This is a genomic window from Hyphomonas sp. FCG-A18 (assembly GCF_045287255.1).
Lineage (GTDB): Bacteria > Pseudomonadota > Alphaproteobacteria > Caulobacterales > Hyphomonadaceae > Henriciella.
On the sequence record NZ_CP137142.1, the window covers coordinates 1,191,310 to 1,207,489 of the forward strand.

Annotated in this window: 15 protein-coding genes and 1 tRNA gene; 7 read left to right on the forward strand and 9 right to left on the reverse strand. The window is 56.2% G+C overall.

Translation table 11 applies throughout. From position 1 onward, the window contains the following. Genes moaA through RYZ27_RS05895 form a run of 4 tightly spaced genes read right to left on the reverse strand, consistent with a single transcriptional unit; the run spans position 1 to position 3,069 of the window. Positions 1–1,029, reverse strand: coding sequence for a GTP 3',8-cyclase MoaA (moaA, locus tag RYZ27_RS05880; protein WP_406681444.1), 1,029 nt, complete (start codon positions 1,027–1,029; stop codon positions 1–3). Next, positions 1,022–2,551 (reverse strand): NTP transferase domain-containing protein, encoded by a 1,530-nt coding sequence (locus tag RYZ27_RS05885; protein ID WP_406681445.1) that lies wholly within the window; start codon positions 2,549–2,551, stop codon positions 1,022–1,024. The genes moaA and RYZ27_RS05885 overlap by 8 nt, the downstream gene beginning before the upstream one ends. A 39-nt stretch (positions 2,552–2,590) precedes the next feature. Further along, a complete protein-coding gene (locus tag RYZ27_RS05890; protein WP_406681446.1) occupies positions 2,591–2,905 on the reverse strand; it encodes a winged helix-turn-helix domain-containing protein in 315 nt (104 codons plus the stop codon). Positions 2,906–2,937: 32 nt separating this feature from the next. Continuing rightward, the gene (locus tag RYZ27_RS05895) at positions 2,938–3,069 is read right to left on the reverse strand and encodes a hypothetical protein (protein WP_406681447.1); all 132 of its coding nucleotides are present in this window, start codon (positions 3,067–3,069) and stop codon (positions 2,938–2,940) included. Positions 3,070–3,140: 71 nt separating this feature from the next. Here RYZ27_RS05895 and RYZ27_RS05900 point away from each other — a divergent pair. From RYZ27_RS05900 to RYZ27_RS05910, 3 genes are all read left to right on the forward strand, one after another. Next, positions 3,141–3,215, forward strand: a tRNA-Thr gene (locus RYZ27_RS05900). A gap of 107 nt (positions 3,216–3,322) precedes the next feature. Then, positions 3,323–4,285 (forward strand): tRNA dihydrouridine(20/20a) synthase DusA, encoded by a 963-nt coding sequence (gene dusA, locus RYZ27_RS05905; RefSeq protein ID WP_406681763.1) that lies wholly within the window; start codon positions 3,323–3,325, stop codon positions 4,283–4,285. Positions 4,286–4,386: 101 nt separating this feature from the next. Next, complete coding sequence (locus RYZ27_RS05910; protein WP_406681448.1) at positions 4,387–4,941, forward strand: phospholipid-binding protein MlaC; 555 nt, start codon at positions 4,387–4,389, stop codon at positions 4,939–4,941. On the opposite strand, the gene RYZ27_RS05915 is transcribed toward RYZ27_RS05910, so the two are convergent. From RYZ27_RS05915 to RYZ27_RS05935, 5 genes are all read right to left on the reverse strand, one after another. After that, a complete protein-coding gene (locus RYZ27_RS05915) occupies positions 4,938–5,426 on the reverse strand; it encodes a hypothetical protein (RefSeq protein ID WP_406681449.1) in 489 nt (162 codons plus the stop codon). The genes RYZ27_RS05910 and RYZ27_RS05915 overlap by 4 nt on opposite strands. An 86-nt stretch (positions 5,427–5,512) precedes the next feature. Beyond that, positions 5,513–6,280: an ABC transporter ATP-binding protein gene (locus RYZ27_RS05920; protein WP_406681450.1), complete on the reverse strand. Its 768-nt coding sequence runs from the start codon at positions 6,278–6,280 to the stop codon at positions 5,513–5,515. Then, entirely contained in the window at positions 6,277–7,017 is a 741-nt protein-coding gene (locus RYZ27_RS05925) for an MlaE family ABC transporter permease (RefSeq protein ID WP_406681764.1), read from the reverse strand. The genes RYZ27_RS05920 and RYZ27_RS05925 overlap by 4 nt, the downstream gene beginning before the upstream one ends. Positions 7,018–7,066: 49 nt before the next feature. Then, entirely contained in the window at positions 7,067–8,143 is a 1,077-nt protein-coding gene (alr, locus tag RYZ27_RS05930; RefSeq protein ID WP_406681451.1) for an alanine racemase, read from the reverse strand. 56 nt (positions 8,144–8,199) lie between these two features. Next, complete coding sequence (locus RYZ27_RS05935) at positions 8,200–9,048, reverse strand: undecaprenyl-diphosphate phosphatase (protein ID WP_406681452.1); 849 nt, start codon at positions 9,046–9,048, stop codon at positions 8,200–8,202. Positions 9,049–9,316: 268 nt separating this feature from the next. Here RYZ27_RS05935 and RYZ27_RS05940 point away from each other — a divergent pair, with 268 nt between their 5' ends. From RYZ27_RS05940 to gltB, 4 genes are read left to right on the forward strand one after another with little or no spacing between them, the layout of a single operon-like run. Further along, on the forward strand, positions 9,317–10,762 hold the full coding sequence (locus tag RYZ27_RS05940) for an NAD(P)-dependent oxidoreductase (RefSeq protein ID WP_406681453.1): 1,446 nt from the start codon (positions 9,317–9,319) through the stop codon (positions 10,760–10,762). Further along, complete coding sequence (locus tag RYZ27_RS05945; protein ID WP_406681454.1) at positions 10,759–11,187, forward strand: GFA family protein; 429 nt, start codon at positions 10,759–10,761, stop codon at positions 11,185–11,187. The genes RYZ27_RS05940 and RYZ27_RS05945 overlap by 4 nt, the downstream gene beginning before the upstream one ends. Beyond that, complete coding sequence (locus RYZ27_RS05950; protein ID WP_406681455.1) at positions 11,180–11,620, forward strand: GFA family protein; 441 nt, start codon at positions 11,180–11,182, stop codon at positions 11,618–11,620. Before RYZ27_RS05945 ends, RYZ27_RS05950 begins: the two co-directional genes overlap by 8 nt. Then, positions 11,613–16,145 (forward strand): glutamate synthase large subunit, encoded by a 4,533-nt coding sequence (gene gltB / locus RYZ27_RS05955; RefSeq protein WP_406681456.1) that lies wholly within the window; start codon positions 11,613–11,615, stop codon positions 16,143–16,145. The genes RYZ27_RS05950 and gltB overlap by 8 nt, the downstream gene beginning before the upstream one ends. The last annotated feature ends 35 nt before the right edge of the window (positions 16,146–16,180 follow it).

Here is a 16,180-nt window from a genome sequence, read left to right on the forward strand (position 1 = left end):
TTATCCCCCAGTCACCGACATATGCCGGGGCAAAGCCGGGCGGTCGCCGCGCCGCTTGATGGCAAAGTCATGCTTTTCCGGTTTGCGGAACAGGGCTTTATCGAGCGCTTCATTCAAGGCGACTTCAGGCATCGCACTGTCTCGCAGTGCGGCGCGCAGGTCGACATGATCATCCTGACCCAGGCACATATAAATGCGGCCCGTACAGGTGACGCGGACCCGGTTGCATCCGGCACAGAAATTATTCGTCAGCGGGGTAATAAAGCCCAACTTGCCACCGGTTTCGCTGATGCGGACATAACGCGAAGGCCCGGCATTTACGCGCTGATCACTCAGGTCACTCAGCGTCCAGCGGGTTTCCAATTGATCGCGGATCATTGGCAGGGGAATGTACTGGTCAATCCGGTCTTCCCCCGTATCGCCCAGTGGCATGACTTCGATCAGCGTCATCTCCATGCCCTTGCTATGGGCCCATTCGATCATGTCCGGGATAGAGTCGGCATTATCGTGCTTCAGCGCGACCGTATTGATTTTGACCTTCAGGCCAGCCTCAAGCGCGGCATCGACGCCGTCCAGAACCTTGTGGAGGTCACCGCGGCGCGTAATCGCCTGAAAGGCTTCCGGGTCGAGGGAATCGAGCGAGACATTCACCCGCTCAATCCCGCATCGTTTCAGGTGTCCAGCATACTGGCTGAGCAGCGTGCCATTTGTCGTCAAGGTCAGCTCATCCAGTCCGTGTCCAAGCTGTTTGCCCAGTCGTTCAAACAGGGCGAGAATATCCTTGCGCACCAGTGGCTCACCTCCGGTGATGCGGATCTTGCGAACGCCGCGGGCAATGAAAGCGCTGGCAACCTGTTCCAGCTCGTCGAGCGTCAGCAGGTCTTTCTTGGGCAGGAATTGCATATGCTCAGCCATGCAATAGGTGCAGCGCAGGTCACAGCGGTCGGTGACCGAGAGACGCAGGTAAGAAACTTGCCGTCCGAATGCATCAATGAGCGGCGCGCGAGCAGGCAGTAATCCATCAGCCATTGGCAAGCTCCTTCACGCGCTCAAGGTCTTGTCGTGTATCTATGTCTATCGCGGCCTCCGGCGACAGGTTTACAGTCGCGGTATTCGCGAGACCATCGAACACAGATTTTGCCCCGCGATCGCCACTCAGGTTTTTCAGGTCTGCAAACTGATCACGACGGAACAGCGCAGGGGGCATGAGGGTTCCTTCGGATAGGCTCATCACCGCCTGAATGTTTGGGGTGGCGACGTGGAGGAGCGCGTTTAGATGCGCGCCGCTTACATTCGGCATATCGGCCAGCACGATCATCACCTGATCAATTGATGGATCGCCTTCAATGGTTTCAATCGCGCAGCCAAGGGAAGTTGCTTGCCCCGCATGCGCTTGCGAGTTCACAATCGTTTGCCAACCATCCTTTTCGAGTAAGGTTGCGCGTTGATCCTGACCCGGCCCGATCACGGCAAGGCTTTCTCCAAAGGGCAGAGCCACTTTGAGTTCCGATGCTTGGGAGAGAACTGTCTCTCCATTCAGATCAGCAAGTAGTTTGTCACCATTCTCAAACCGGGAAGCCGCCCCTGCGGCGAGTAGGATCAAGGCTGTGTGTTCAGCACCGCGTACCTCCCGGTTGTGAAAGGCCTCAACAATTTCGGCCAGCGTAGAGATCGCCAACATGGACGCATCGCGCAGGGAAGGGACCAATCCAATCGGTCCACGGATACGCCGGATTTGATCGGCAGCAATGCCCATCGATGTCAGCGCTTCGCAACGCCGCTGATGGGTCTGGCGGCTACCGACAGCGCCAATATAGAAAGCCGGGCCAGACAAGGCTTGCTGCAGCAATGGTACTTCCCAATCGCCATCATGGAACATCAGGACAAAAGCCGTCCAGGCATCATCCTGAAGGGCGGGAAGCGCCTTTGGGTTGCTAAGGGGTTCGGCCTCAATGCCCCTGGCTTTTGCTGTTTGTAAATCGTCTTCATCGGTCAGTTGCAAGGTCACCTCAAACCCACCTGCCTTAGCAATTTGCGTCAGGGCCAGACAGTCGGTTCCGCGTCCGGCAATTCGGATTTTGGGTTTTGGATCGTAGGTGACAGTGAGTGTGTCACCCATGTCCCCATCAACCACCCGGCATACCCCCTGCGTATACCCGACATGTACCCTATGTCTCTTTTCAAGACGGGTAATGATCTCGTCTATGACTCCCGATTCCGGCTGCGGTAGGATCATAATTTCAATCGCACCACCACAGGGTAGGGGCAGGTCCACAAACGAGGAGCCAACACCATAACGCACTGTTCTGGAAGTGTTTTCCGCTATCGCTTTCTGGGCCTGCAGAACGACATCGGCGTCAATGCACCCGCCGGAGATATAGCCCGCAGAAGCGCCATCCTCCCGAACCGCCAGTAAAGCCCCCACAGACCGTACAGCTCCGCCAATCGTCTCTGTAATAACGACCAAAGCGCATGCCTGCTCAACCTGCCAAACCTGTAATTGGCGCAACACATCCAGCGGATGTTCAAAGGTTTGCCTGAAGCCACTCATCCATACCGATGTAAACCACCATTCATATCGCGACTAGGGTCAATCCGGTTTCGCCAGCGCTTTTATCTCTGAAACAGGAGCCGCACTCGCCGTTTCAGATGCAGTTTGTAAGGCGCGATAGGCGTTCAGAACGCGCGCGCCGGCTTCCGTGAGAGCAGCACCGCCGCCACTTCGCCCACCATGACTGGTGATCACGAGAGGCTCGATAAATCCCTCATTCAGCTGACCGATCAGTTTCAGAGCACGCGGATAAGACATGCTAAGGGCCTTTGCCGCCCCGCCAACAGAACCACTCTCTCGAATCGCCTCCAGCAAATCAGCTTTACCCGGGCCAAGGCGCGATCCGTTCGGCAATGTTAGCCGTATGCTAAGCGCGCTTAGCGGCATCAGGACGACTTTTCCGGCTGCTTGGTGTCTGATGTTGCCTTTCGGGATGCGGTTTTGCGACGGCGCAAATTATCCCGCAAGGCGGCTTTCAATCGCTTATCACGCTCGGACAACTCTTTCTTTTCAGCCATGATTGCAGTCCACTCTCAGAAACGGTCTTTTCATCTCTGTCTGCATAAGCTAATCCCCGCCAGATCAAAAGGCCGCGGTAGCTCAGTGGTAGAGCGCATCATTGGTAATGATGAGGTCGGGAGTTCAATTCTCCCTCGCGGCACCAGCCTGTTTTCGTTGAACTGACATCCTGCGGATTTGCCCTATAAGTCGGTTTATATCTTCGTTTCATGAGACAGTGCTTTGCATAACTATACCTTCTCTGTTGCCCCTATGATGGATTGGACAGATCGGCATTGTCGGTCTTTCCACCGTATCCTGTCCAAACAGGCCTTGCTGTGGACGGAAATGGTGACGGCGGATGCGGTTATTCATGGTGATCGTGAGCGATTGATCGGCTTCAGCGAGGATGAGCATCCGGTTGTTTTGCAGCTGGGGGGGAATGAGCCAGCCAAAATGGCGGAAGCGTCACGGATTGCCGAAGCGTTCGGTTATGATGAGGTGAACATCAACTGTGGTTGCCCATCGGACAGGGTGCAGTCCGGGGCATTTGGGGCTTGTTTGATGCGCGAGCCCAAGACGGTGGCCGCCTGTGTGAGCGCTATGCAAGAAGCCGTCTCTATTCCGGTCACAGTGAAATGCCGGATTGCGATTGATGAAGACCCGCCACGCGAAACCTTGTTTGACTTTGTCGATCAGGTTGCTGATGCAGGCTGTGAAGTCTTCACTGTTCATGCCCGCAAGGCCTGGCTGAAGGGGCTTAGCCCGAAAGAAAATCGGGATATTCCACCCCTGGATTATGGTCTCGTGGCGGAGCTGAAGGCCGAACGCCCAGAGCTCACCATTATCCTGAATGGTGGAATCACAGACCTAGACGCTTGCAAGAGCCATTTGGATGCCTTCGATGGTGTCATGCTTGGCCGCGCGGCTTATCAACAGCCTGCCTTGCTGGGTCAGGTCGATCAGGCTTTGTTTGACCCAGAGGCTGCGGTGATTGACCCTTTTGAGGCGGTGGCACTCTATCGCCCTTATATTCAAGCGCAGCTTGAGGAGGGGACACGCCTCTCCTCAATCACGCGTCATATGCTTGGTCTGTTCAATGGTCGCCCGGGTGCGCGGCTATGGCGGCGCGTGTTGAGCGAGAAGGGGCCAAAACCCGGATCTGGGCTAGAAGTGCTTGATGAGGCGCTCGAGGCTGTCTCTTCGCGCAACTTTATTCATACGGAACTTGCATAGGCCCTATGAAGAAATCTTCCGTTTAATAAGCGGGGACCCTTTCCAATATCCCACTCCTAAGACGGGCCCGAAGAATGGCCAATGTATGCAAGGAGTAAGATATGTTAAAAGCCCTGTTTGTTTCCGCCGCAATTCTCACAATGGGCGCAACTGGTGTTGCCCACGCAGGGGTATCTACTCCAACCCAGCCGGAGGCGCTTGTTGAGCAAGCTGCTCTGTCGATCGAAGATGCACAAGGCGAAGCGCTTGCCGATGCCGTTCTTTCCGCGCTCGATCTTGATCTGATTGCGCGGTTTACGCTTGGCCGTCATGCCGCAAGCCTGAGTGACGAAGATCAATCCCGGTTTGCTGACGCGCTTGAAGTGTTCTTGCGTAAGCAACTCGTTTCACAGTCAGCAAAACTGCAAAGCGTGTCGCTAGAAATCCTGCAGACCGCCAATCGAAATGCGCGTGATGCCGTTGTGACAACGCGGGTAACGGGTTTCGGAGAGCCTCTGACAGTACGCTGGCGCGTGGTTGAGCGACGTGGTGTCTGGTCTGTTGTTGATCTAGAGTTCCAGGGCGTCTGGCTGGCGATTGAGCAACGGGCTCAGATCAATGCCATTCTTGCGAAACCCGGTGCAGCCATCGAGGATGTTATCAAACAGCTCGGCTAGTTCAGGGCCGCGCGCGTCGCTTCCATGTCCATTGGGCAAGTTTCGCTCTGATGGCGTCGTTCCAATGTCGGCGTAGGTGTTTGCGCCGCTGCGGCCTGCGCGATCAATTGCGCATCTGAAAACATGCCTTCCAGACGTTTCAGGGTTTCGCGGGCTTTCAAAACATCGCTTTGTTCGAGCAGGGCGAGGGTTTGCGTCTCGCTTTCGCTCGCCATGCCGCGGAAAATGCAGCCAAGGTCCTTCGGTCCACCTTTGCTATCATTCCAGACAGCGAGATTTGACGCGGTGCGCCCAAACCGGGAAACGCCGAGGATATAGTCTTCTGAAGGGGCGGTCTTGCGGCCCATGTCGATGACATTGATCAACTGTGCTGTTTGACGTTCCAGCAGGGTGGCATCCTTTCCCCAGCTCTGAGCTTCTTCGGGTGATGCGTGAGATGTTAAAGGAAGGACGATCAGGCCGAGCGCAAGCAGCAAGCGTTTCATGATGGGGCAGACTCCAATATTCGCCTGATAGGCGAGCAAGGGGCGTGCCATTCACTTATCTGCGTGGGCGTGAAGCCTCATGCGGCTTAAAGCGAGGGTTGGATAGGGCCATCGGCGCGCCCATGGACAAACTGATCAACATAGTCATTGCCACTATTATCAATCTCGCTGGCGGCGCCACGCCAGATGATCTTACCATGATAGAGCATTGCGATTTCGTCAGCGATTTTGCGCGCACTCGCCATGTCATGCGTGATCGAAACAGCCGCGGCACCAAGTGCCTTGGTCTGTTCAACGATCAGGTCATTGATCGCATCCGCCGTGATCGGGTCGAGACCAGTTGTCGGTTCATCAAAGAAGATCAGGTCCGGTTTGGTGATAATCGCACGGGCGAGGCCAACGCGCTTCTGCATCCCGCCAGAGATTTCGGCCGGTGTCAGGTCGGCTACATCTGATCCAAGGCGAACCTGTTTCAGCGTTTCAATGGCGCGGTCCTTGGCGTCGCGGCGCTTCACACCGTCAGCATTGAGGAGGCGGAAGGCAACATTCTCCCAGACGGTCAAACTGTCGAACAGAGCGCCGGACTGAAACAGCATGCCCATGCGCGCCCGCTGAGCTTCGCGGCCTTTGCCCTGATCATGGGTGACGTCTTCGCCATCAAAAATGATGCGGCCTGTATTCGGCGTCATCAGGCCCAGCGCGTTCTTGAGCATGACGGATTTGCCCGAGCCTGACCCGCCCAGAATGACAAGGGACTTGCCGGGGGCGACATCAAGATTAACGCCTTTTAGAACCTGCTTCGGGCCGAAGGATTTGTGGACATCTTCAAGGACGAGGATCGGTTGCGTGCTCACAGGCCAATCTCCACAAACAGGGTTGAGAGGGCATAGTTAAAGGCGAGGATCAGAACCGCCGCGCCAACCATGGCGAAGGTAGCCGCTTTACCAACACCGGTCGCGCCGGCCTTCGAGCGGTCACCATGATAACAGCCCATGATCGCAATAATGCCGCCAAAGAAAACGGCCTTGATGATACCAACAAGAACATCGTCGAAGGTCAGAAAATCGAGCGTATTGCGCAAGTATGTGGTTGAGTCGAAGCCCAGCCCATAAACGCTGACAGCCCAGCCGCCCATCACACCGATAATGTCGGCAACAATAACGAGGAGCGGAAGCGTGATGATCCCGGCCAGGAAACGCGGGGCATAGAGATAGCGGAACGGATTGGCGCTGAGCGTTTTCAGGGCATCAATCTGCTCCGTCACGCGCATCGCCCCGACTTCGGCGGCAATCCCGGCGCTGACCCGGCCTGCCAGCATCAGACCTGTAATCACGACGCCAAGCTCACGGGTAATCCCCAAAACCACAATCTGTGGCACGAACTGCTCGGCCCCGTATCGTGTGCCGCCTTCATAGATGTTCAGGGCGAGAGCCGCGCCGATAAAGATGGCGGAGAGGCCAACCACGGGCAGGCTGTAAAAGCCAATGGCAATCATCTGTCTGAAAATCTGGGCGGGGTACCAGCGCGGTGTAAAGCTGGCGAGCGCGGCGCGCGCGGTAAAGATTGAAACCCGGCCAACCTCGCCCAGCATGGCAAGCGTGGCATGGCCAAGCCATTGCAGCGGATTCGGGAAACCGCCTTTAGTCTTCGTAGATCCGTGTGACACGCGGCAGCAATCCTGTTGTCAATTCGTAGCCTATGGTTCCTGCAAGGCTCGCCTGTTCTTCAAGCGGAGCATCCAGGCCGATCAATTGGGCGAAAACGCCTGGCCTTGCAAGGTTTCGGGCTGAAGTTGCGTCAATTGTAATCAAGTCCATAGAAACACGGCCTACGATGGGGCAGCGTTGGGTGCCTATCGTCGCGAAGCCTTTATTGGACGCTGATCTTGGGAAGCCATCGCCATAGCCAATCGCCAAGGTCGCCAACAGGTGTGGCTCAGAAGATTGCCATGTTGCGCCATAGCCAACGCTCTCGCCTGCCTCGATTGAGCGAACCTGCAGGATTGGCGCTTCGAGGGTCATACCCGGTAGCAGCTTCGCGTCTTTCGGGGGCATGCCTCCGCCATAGAGCGCAATGCCCGGCCGTGTCAGGGCATGGTGGTAATCCTGACCGAGCCACACGCCGCCTGAGTTGGCGAAACTGACCGGGACATCAGGGAATAAAGCGCTGATCGCCGACAAGCGTTCCTGTTGGAAGGCATTCATGCCATTCCCATGCTCTTCTGAGCAGGCAAGGTGCGACATGATTAAGCTTGGCAGCATGCCTTCGACGGCCTCCGCCAGTTTAGGCGCGTCGCCCGCCGGAATGCCAAGGCGGTTCATGCCCGTGTCGAAGTGTAGAGCATAGCCATTCTTAAGTTTGCCGCCAGTTTGCAGCCATGTGACAAGTGTTTGAAACTGATGATCTGAATTGACGACTGGGGTGAGATTGGCCTCGCGGTAGAGGGGCTCTTCATAAGGGCCAGGCCCATTCAGAACATAGACGACGGGGTTTGGGCCCAATGCGCGTCTTGCGCTCTCGCCTTCAAAGCTGTGGGCAACAAAGAAGTGATCACAACCTGCATCGTGAAGGACTTCTGCAACCTGGGGGAGGCCATGGCCGTAAGCATCAGCCTTGATCACAGCGCCCGTGAGTCCATCAGGTTGAGCAGCCTGAAGGGTGCGCCAGTTCTCGGCGATATGGTTCAGGTGGATGCGGGCGCGTGGGCGAAGGCTCATAATCTTGAGCTGTTACAGCGCTTTGTGGCGTATGTAAGCCCTTGATCTGACGCTGATTAGATCAGGGCGAGTAGGGGAGTGTATAGCAACAGGATAAGACCGAGGATAACTCGATAGATCACGAAGGGCAGGAAGCTCATCCGTTTGAGGAGCGCCATAAGGCCCCAAATACTGGCAAACCCGCTGACGAAAGAAAAGGCCGCTACGATCAGGCCATCCGTAAGGGTTGCGATGCCAGTATCTTCACTGCCGGAGAGTTGCAGGAAAGCATAAAGGCCAACAGCGGCGAGCAAGGGTGCACCGATCAGCATGGAAAAGCGTGCGGACTCCGTGCGGGAATAGCCAAGCGCCCGCGCGGCAGTCATCGTAATGCCGGAGCGGCTGGTGCCGGGGAGTAGGGCGGCGATGGCCTGTGTTGCGCCGATCAGAATAGCATGGCCGAATGTCATGTCGGATTGGGTGCGGGAATGTCCGCCTTTGCTATCGGCCCACCAGAGCGCAAGCCCAAAAACAATACTGGTTGAGCCGACCACCCAGACAGAACGCAGGCCACCTTTGGCCGCTTCAGGAAGCAAGGCTTCGTAGGCGAGGATAGCGATGATCGTGATTGGCAGCGAAGCGAGAATCATCAGGGCGAGGTGTTGATTTTGTGACAGAGGGGCTTGTCTGAAAGCTTGCGCAGGTAGGCTGAGTCCCCCGGCTACAGCGCGGCTGACATCACGCCAGAAATAGAGCAGGACGGCGCCCAATGTTCCGACATGCGCCATAGCATTGATGAGATATTCATCGCGTCCTTCAAGGTCGAAATAGTCTGCGGCGAGTAGGACATGTCCCGAGGAACTGATGGGGAGCCATTCTGTGATGCCCTGAATTATCGAGATAATCAGGAGCTGCAAAAGGGACATGGCGGGTACTCCGAAGGGGTATGAGCGGATGCTCCAGAGAGACATAGGGAGACAAAGAGGTCACCAATGTGGCATGGATTCGACAATCTCGTCGCATGATCATTAAATATCAATATGATTATTATGTGCGGTAACATCATGATTGATTTATCCAGATTATGAAAAAATGCGTATTATAAATATCATAATAATATTTATTAGATTATTCTCCTCTTGTTCTCACAAAATCTATGTCTCATAAGCAAGGCTCAACCCTTGGAGGGCACCCATGCCGGAGAACATGCTGAAATTCATCAAAGTTGAGCGCGCCATGCCGGATAAGCGTGATGCTAAAGCGCGGACGAGTGACTTTGATGAGATTTATGGGGACTACTCGCAGCAAGCGGCCAAGGATCAAGCCTCGCGCTGTTCACAGTGTGGTGTGCCATTCTGCCAGCAGGGGTGTCCGCTTCAGAACAATATTCCCGACTGGCTGAAGCTGGCTGCGGAAGACCGTCTGGAAGAGGCTTACGCGGTTTCGAGCGCGACGAATAACATGCCGGAGATTTGCGGGCGGATCTGTCCGCAGGATCGTCTTTGCGAAGGGATTTGCACCATTGAGCAATCCGGGCATGGCACTGTGACCATTGGCTCGGTTGAACGCTATATTACAGATACGGCCTGGGAGCAGGGCTGGGTCAAGCCGATTACGCCACCGCGTGAGCGCACTCAATCTGCAGGCATTATTGGCGCTGGTCCGGGCGGTTTAGCTGCGGCTGAACAGCTGCGCCGTAAAGGCTATCAGGTTACGGTTTATGACCGCTATGACCGCGGCGGCGGCTTGCTGGTCTATGGCATTCCGGGTTTCAAGCTTGAAAAGGATGTTGTCGAGCGCCGGATCAAGCGGCTTGAGGATAGCGGCATTGCTTTCAAGTTTAATTGCGATGTCGGTAAAGACATTAGCCTCAATGACATTCGCGATAGCCATGACACCGTACTGATCGCAACGGGTGTTTATAAGGCGCGTGATCTGAAAGTACCGGGCATTGGCGCGGATGGTGTGTTGCCTGCGCTCGATTACCTGACCGTCTCCAACCGTGTCGGCTTTGGCGACAATCTCAAGGCTTATACCGATGGAACGATGAACTCTGAAGGTAAGCGGGTCGTTGTGATCGGCGGCGGTGATACAGCGATGGACTGTGTGCGTACCGCGGTGCGGCAGGGCGCGAAGTCTGTCACCTGTCTCTATCGCCGGGACCGTGCCAACATGCCGGGGTCGCAACGCGAGGTCGCGAACGCGGAAGAAGAAGGTGTTGTTTTTGAGTGGTTATCTGGCCCAGAGGCTGTGCTCCATACCAAGGCGAACAAGGTCAACGGCGTGAGGGTCCGCAAGATGAAGCTGGGCCGCCCGGATGCCTCCGGTCGCCAATCCCCTGAAAAGACCGATGATACGGTCGATATTAAAGCCGACATGGTGATTAAGGCGCTAGGGTTTGACCCGGAAGACTTACCTGTCCTGTTCAATGAAACGGCTCTGCGCGTGAATCGCTGGGGCGCGGTTCAGGTTGATTTCAAGACCATGGAGACCAGCCTACCGGGGGTCTATGCGGCTGGCGATATTGTTCGCGGCGCGTCTCTCGTCGTCTGGGCCATCGTTGATGGTCGTGAAGCCGCTGAGCAGATGCATCTGGCCATGAAAGCCGCCGCCAAACAGCAGAAGGTTGCAGCACAATGAGTAAGACATCCGGACAATGCCTGTGTGGCGCAGTGAAGTATGAAGGGCAGGGCGAGCGGGGCCGCGTTCATCTTTGCCATTGCCGCGATTGTGTGCGCTGGACAGGTGGACCTTTTATGGGCCTGCAATTCTCTGAAGGAATACAGATTGCCGATCCAGAGGCAGTGAATTGGTATCAGAGCTCAGAATGGGGTGAGCGGGGCTCATGCAAGAGCTGTGGAACAACGATGTTCTGGCGTTTGCAGGAAGACCATACGATCACGATTGTGACGGCTGGCAGCCTTGATGAGAAAGACACGATGGAGCCGATTGAGGAGCATATCTTCGTCGATCATCAGCCCGCCTATTATGAGTTTGCCGGAGATGCGCCGCGCGTCACAGCCGCAGAAGTCTTTGCAAGGCTCCAGGAGGCGCAGAGTGACTGATCTCGTAAATGGCCAATGCTTATGCGGCGCTGTGAAGATGCAAGGGCACGGCGATATCGTCCTGAATGCCTGTCACTGTCAGATGTGCCAGCGTTGGCATGGCGGGCCGTCGCTTGCGGCGAATTTTGATGATGGCATTACGATCACTGAAGGCGCAGACAATGTTGGCTGGTTCACCAGCTCTGACTGGGGTGAACGCGGGTTCTGCAAGACGTGCGGCTCCACGTTGTTCTGGCGCTTGCGTGAAGACCCAAGCGTGCTCAGCGGTGAGGCTGGCAGCTTTGCTCTGCCCAGCGGCCTCGAAATCAAAGAGCATTTCTTTGTTGGTGAACAACCCGATTATTACGCCTTTCAGGGCGATGGCGTGCGCCTGACCGGCGCTGAAGTGTTTGCCCGATACGGCATGGAACCACCGGAAAAGACCAATGACTGATTTTGTAGAAAACTATCTCTCCAACCGGGACCGCCTGATCGAGGCTAATGCCTATAATCCCGAGGATGAACACAGCGCTTGTGGTGTTGGCCTTGTGGCTGCGCTGGATGGCAAACCACGGCGTGAAATCGTTGAGATGGGCATTAAGGCGCTGAAAAATGTCTGGCACCGCGGCGCCGTTGATGCCGATGGTAAGACCGGTGATGGGGCAGGCATTCGCATTGAAGTACCACAGGATTTCTTCCGCGAGCAGGTTGAACGCGCAGGGCATAAGCCGACGATTGACCCGATCTGTGTCGGGCAAATCTTCCTGCCGCGCACCAATCTGGCGCAGCAGGAACAGGCTCGTTCCATCGTGGAGACCGAAATCCTGCATTTTGGTTTCTATATCTATGGCTGGCGCCAACCGCCTGTCGACGTATCAGTGATCGGCCAGAAGGCGCAGGACACACGGCCTGAAATCGAACAGATCATGTTCCGTGATGCGCTGGGCCGAGACGCTGAAGAGCTGGAACGCGCGCTCTATATCTGCCGCCGCCGGATCGAACGCAAGGCAAGAGAAGCGGCCATTCCAAGCTTCTATATCTGCTCACTCAGCCACAAGTCCCTGATCTATAAGGGCATGTTCCTGGCCGAGGATATTGATAATTTCTACCTCGATCTGCGCGATGACCGGTTCACTTCTGCCATCGCCATCTACCATCAGCGCTACTCGACGAACACGTTTCCACAATGGTCGCTGGCACAGCCGTTTCGGATGCTTGCCCATAATGGCGAGATCAACACATTGCGTGGCAACCTCAACTGGATGAAGAGCCATGAGATCAAGATGGTCTCCGGGTCTTTTGGTGATCATGTCGAGGATATCAAACCGGTTGCGCCGCAGGGCACGTCCGATTCCGGCGCACTTGATGCGGTGTTTGAAATTCTGTGTAAGGCTGGGCGCACTGCGCCGATGACCAAGGCGCTGCTGATCCCGGAAGCCTGGTCCAAGCGGGCCTCTATCATGCCGGAAAAGCATGGCGCGCTTTATGCCTATTGTAACTCCGTCATGGAGCCCTGGGATGGGCCAGCAGCGGTGTGTGCCTATGATGGGCGCTGGGCTGTGGCGGGGCTGGATCGTAATGGTTTGCGGCCACTGCGTTATGCACTGACCGCCGATGGTGTTCTGGCGGTTGGGTCTGAGACCGGGATGTGCCCATTGTCGGGCCATGAAGTGATCCGACGCGGTCACGTGCAGGCGGGGGGTATGATCGCTGCGGACCTGCAGGAAGGGAAGTTCTACGAGCATACCGAGATTGTCGATCAGCTGGCATCTGAGCATCCTTATGAAAAATGGCTGGAGAATGTTCGCGATCTTGACCCTGAAATTGGGCCGGGGGACGAACCGCGCCTGTTCGATACTGAGGACCTGCTGCGCCGTCAGACCGTATCCGGGTTCACACTGGAGACACTTGAGCTGATCCTTGCCCCAATGGCCGAGAGTGGCAAAGAGGCGATTGGTTCAATGGGCGATGACAGCCCGGTGGCGGTTCTTTCCGAAGATTATCGCCCGCTCAGCCATTTCTTCCGCCAGAACTTCTCTCAGGTGACCAATCCGCCGGTTGACCCGCTTCGGGAAGACCGGGTGATGAGCCTCAAAACCCGGTTCAAGAATCTCGGCAATGTGCTGACCACAGATGAGCGCCAGCAGGACGTGTTTGTGCTGGAAAGCCCGGTATTGTCTACAGGCATGTATGAGCGCCTGACCGGTATGCTCGGTGATGGCGTACAGCAGATTGACTGTACGTTCGCACTCGATGAGGCGGTCGGTGATGGTGGCGCGCTGAAAGCGGCACTGGCACGTATCCGTCAGGAAGCCGAAGATGCGGTTCGGGCCGGGCGCGAGCATATTGTCCTGAGTGATGAGTATCAGGATGCAGACCGTGTCGCGATCCCGATGATCCTTGCCACGGGCGCTGTACACAGTCATCTCGTTGCGCAAGGGTTGCGGACATTCTGTTCGATCACGGTGCGCAGCGCGGAATGTGTCGATACGCACTATTTCGCCGTGCTGATCGGGTGCGGGGCAACCTGTGTAAATGCCTATCTGGCACAGGATGCCATCGCAGAACGCCATGCACGTGGACTGCTCGGCGACATCACGATTGGTCAAGCTGTTCTAAACTTTAAAAAGGCGATTGAGGCGGGTCTTCTGAAGATCATGTCCAAGATGGGGATTTCGGTGATCTCCTCCTATCGCGGGGGTTACAATTTCGAGGCTCTGGGGCTTTCTCGCGCGCTTGTTGCGGACTATTTCCCGGGACTGCCGAGCCGGATTTCAGGGCTTGGTCTGGCAGGCCTCGAAGAGAATGCCCTGCAACGTCATGAGCAGGCATTTGATGAGGATGTCGTGTCCTTACCTGTTGGTGGGTTTTACCGTCTGCGCGCTAAGTCAGAGCCACATGCGCTGGATGGCAATTTGATCCATATGCTGCAAGCGGCCTGTGATCGCGGCGATTATGAGCTGTATGATAAGTATCAGAAAGCGGTTGCCGCAAAGCTGGGCGATCAGCCAATCCAGCTACGTGACCTGATGGACTTTAAGGCGGCTGGCCTTGAAGAGCCGCTGGAGCGGGTTCAGTCGGTCAATGAAATCCGCAAACGCTTTGTTACGCCCGGCATGTCGCTTGGTGCGCTCAGCCCGGAAGCGCATGGTACACTAAACGTGGCGATGAACCGGATTGGTGCAAAGTCAGTCTCGGGTGAGGGCGGCGAGGTTCGTGAGCGTTATCGCCCGCTACCAAATGGCGATAATATGAACTCTGCGGTTAAGCAGGTGGCCTCTGGGCGCTTTGGCGTGACGGCGGAATACCTGAACAATTGTCGCGAGGTCGAGATCAAGATTGCTCAAGGTGCAAAACCGGGTGAAGGTGGGCAGTTGCCGGGCTTCAAGGTGACCGAATTTATTGCCAAGAACCGTCATGCGACACCGGGCGTGACCCTCATCAGTCCACCGCCGCACCACGATATCTATTCGATCGAGGATCTGGCGCAGCTGATCTATGACCTAAAGCAGATTAATCCAGATTGCCGGGTTTGCGTGAAGCTGGTGGCCCAATCTGGGGTTGGCACGGTGGCAGCTGGGGTGGCCAAGGCGAAGGCCGATATCATCCTGATTGCTGGCGGTGTTGGCGGCACCGGAGCGAGCCCGCAAACCTCAATCAAGTATGCCGGTCTGCCTTGGGAAATGGGGTTGGCGGAAGCCCATCAGGTGCTGAGCCTCAACAATTTGCGCGATAAGGTAACCCTGCGAACTGATGGCGGTCTGCGCACGGGGCGCGATATTGTCATCGCGGCGATGCTGGGCGCTGAAGAGTACGGTATCGGCACCGCATCTCTGGTCGCCATGGGCTGTATTATGGTGCGCCAGTGCCACTCGAACACATGTCCAGTTGGGGTCTGTACGCAGCGCGATGATCTGCGTGAGAAGTTCACCGGAACGGCGGATAAGGTCGTCAATCTGATGAGCTTTGTTGCCGAGGATGTGCGCCGGATTCTGGCCTCGCTGGGCCTCAAGTCGCTGGATGAAGCGATTGGCCGGACGGACCTGCTCGCGCAGGTGAGCCGCGGCTGGCCACATCTTGATGACCTCGATCTCAACCCTTTGCTGGTACAGGTCGATACGCAGAAATCTGTAACCTATCAACCAGAGCGCCGTGAAGAGGTTCCAGATACGCTGGATGCGCAAATCCTGCGCGATGCTGAGCCCTTCTTTAGCCGTGGCGAGAAGATGCAGCTGACCTATGAAGTACAGAATGTATTGCGCTCTATCGGGGCGCGCTCAAGCTCTGCCATTGTGCGCAAGTTTGGTGAGAAAGCCTTGCCAGAAGGGCGCTTGCATGTGCGCCTGTCGGGCAGTGCTGGGCAATCGCTCGGCGCGTTCAGTGTTCAGGGTCTGCTGCTCGATGTCATCGGCGACGCAAACGATTACGTTGGTAAAGGCCTGAGCGGAGCGACCATTCAGCTGCGCCCACCAACCAGTGCGCCATTTAAGGCTGGTGAGAATACAATTATCGGCAATACCTGTCTGTATGGTGCGACCAGCGGTCGGCTTTATGCGGCGGGGCAGGCGGGTGTTCGCTTTGCGGTTCGTAATTCCGGCGCAGAAGCGGTTGTTGAGGGCTGCGGCGCGAATGGCTGTGAGTATATGACCGGGGGTCGTGTCGCGATCCTTGGCGCGGTTGGTGACAATTTTGGTGCCGGGATGACAGGCGGTCTGGCCTTCATATGGGACCGCGAAAAGCGCTTTGAGCAAGTGGCGAACCCGGATGCGATTGATTGGTATCCGCTGGCCTACATGGAAGAGAAATATCGCGATCTCTACAAGCTGATGTTGGAACTCCATGTTGAGCGCACAGGCAGTGCGCGGGCTTCAGAGCTGCTGCAGGAATGGGATCAGACTCTGTCTGATACTCTGATGGTCGTGCCCAAGGAAATTGCTGACAAAGTGCTTAGCAAAACACCGGAGCAGCAGGCGATCTGATCCCTGACGCAGCGCCAGCCTTTCGCAAGGGCAGG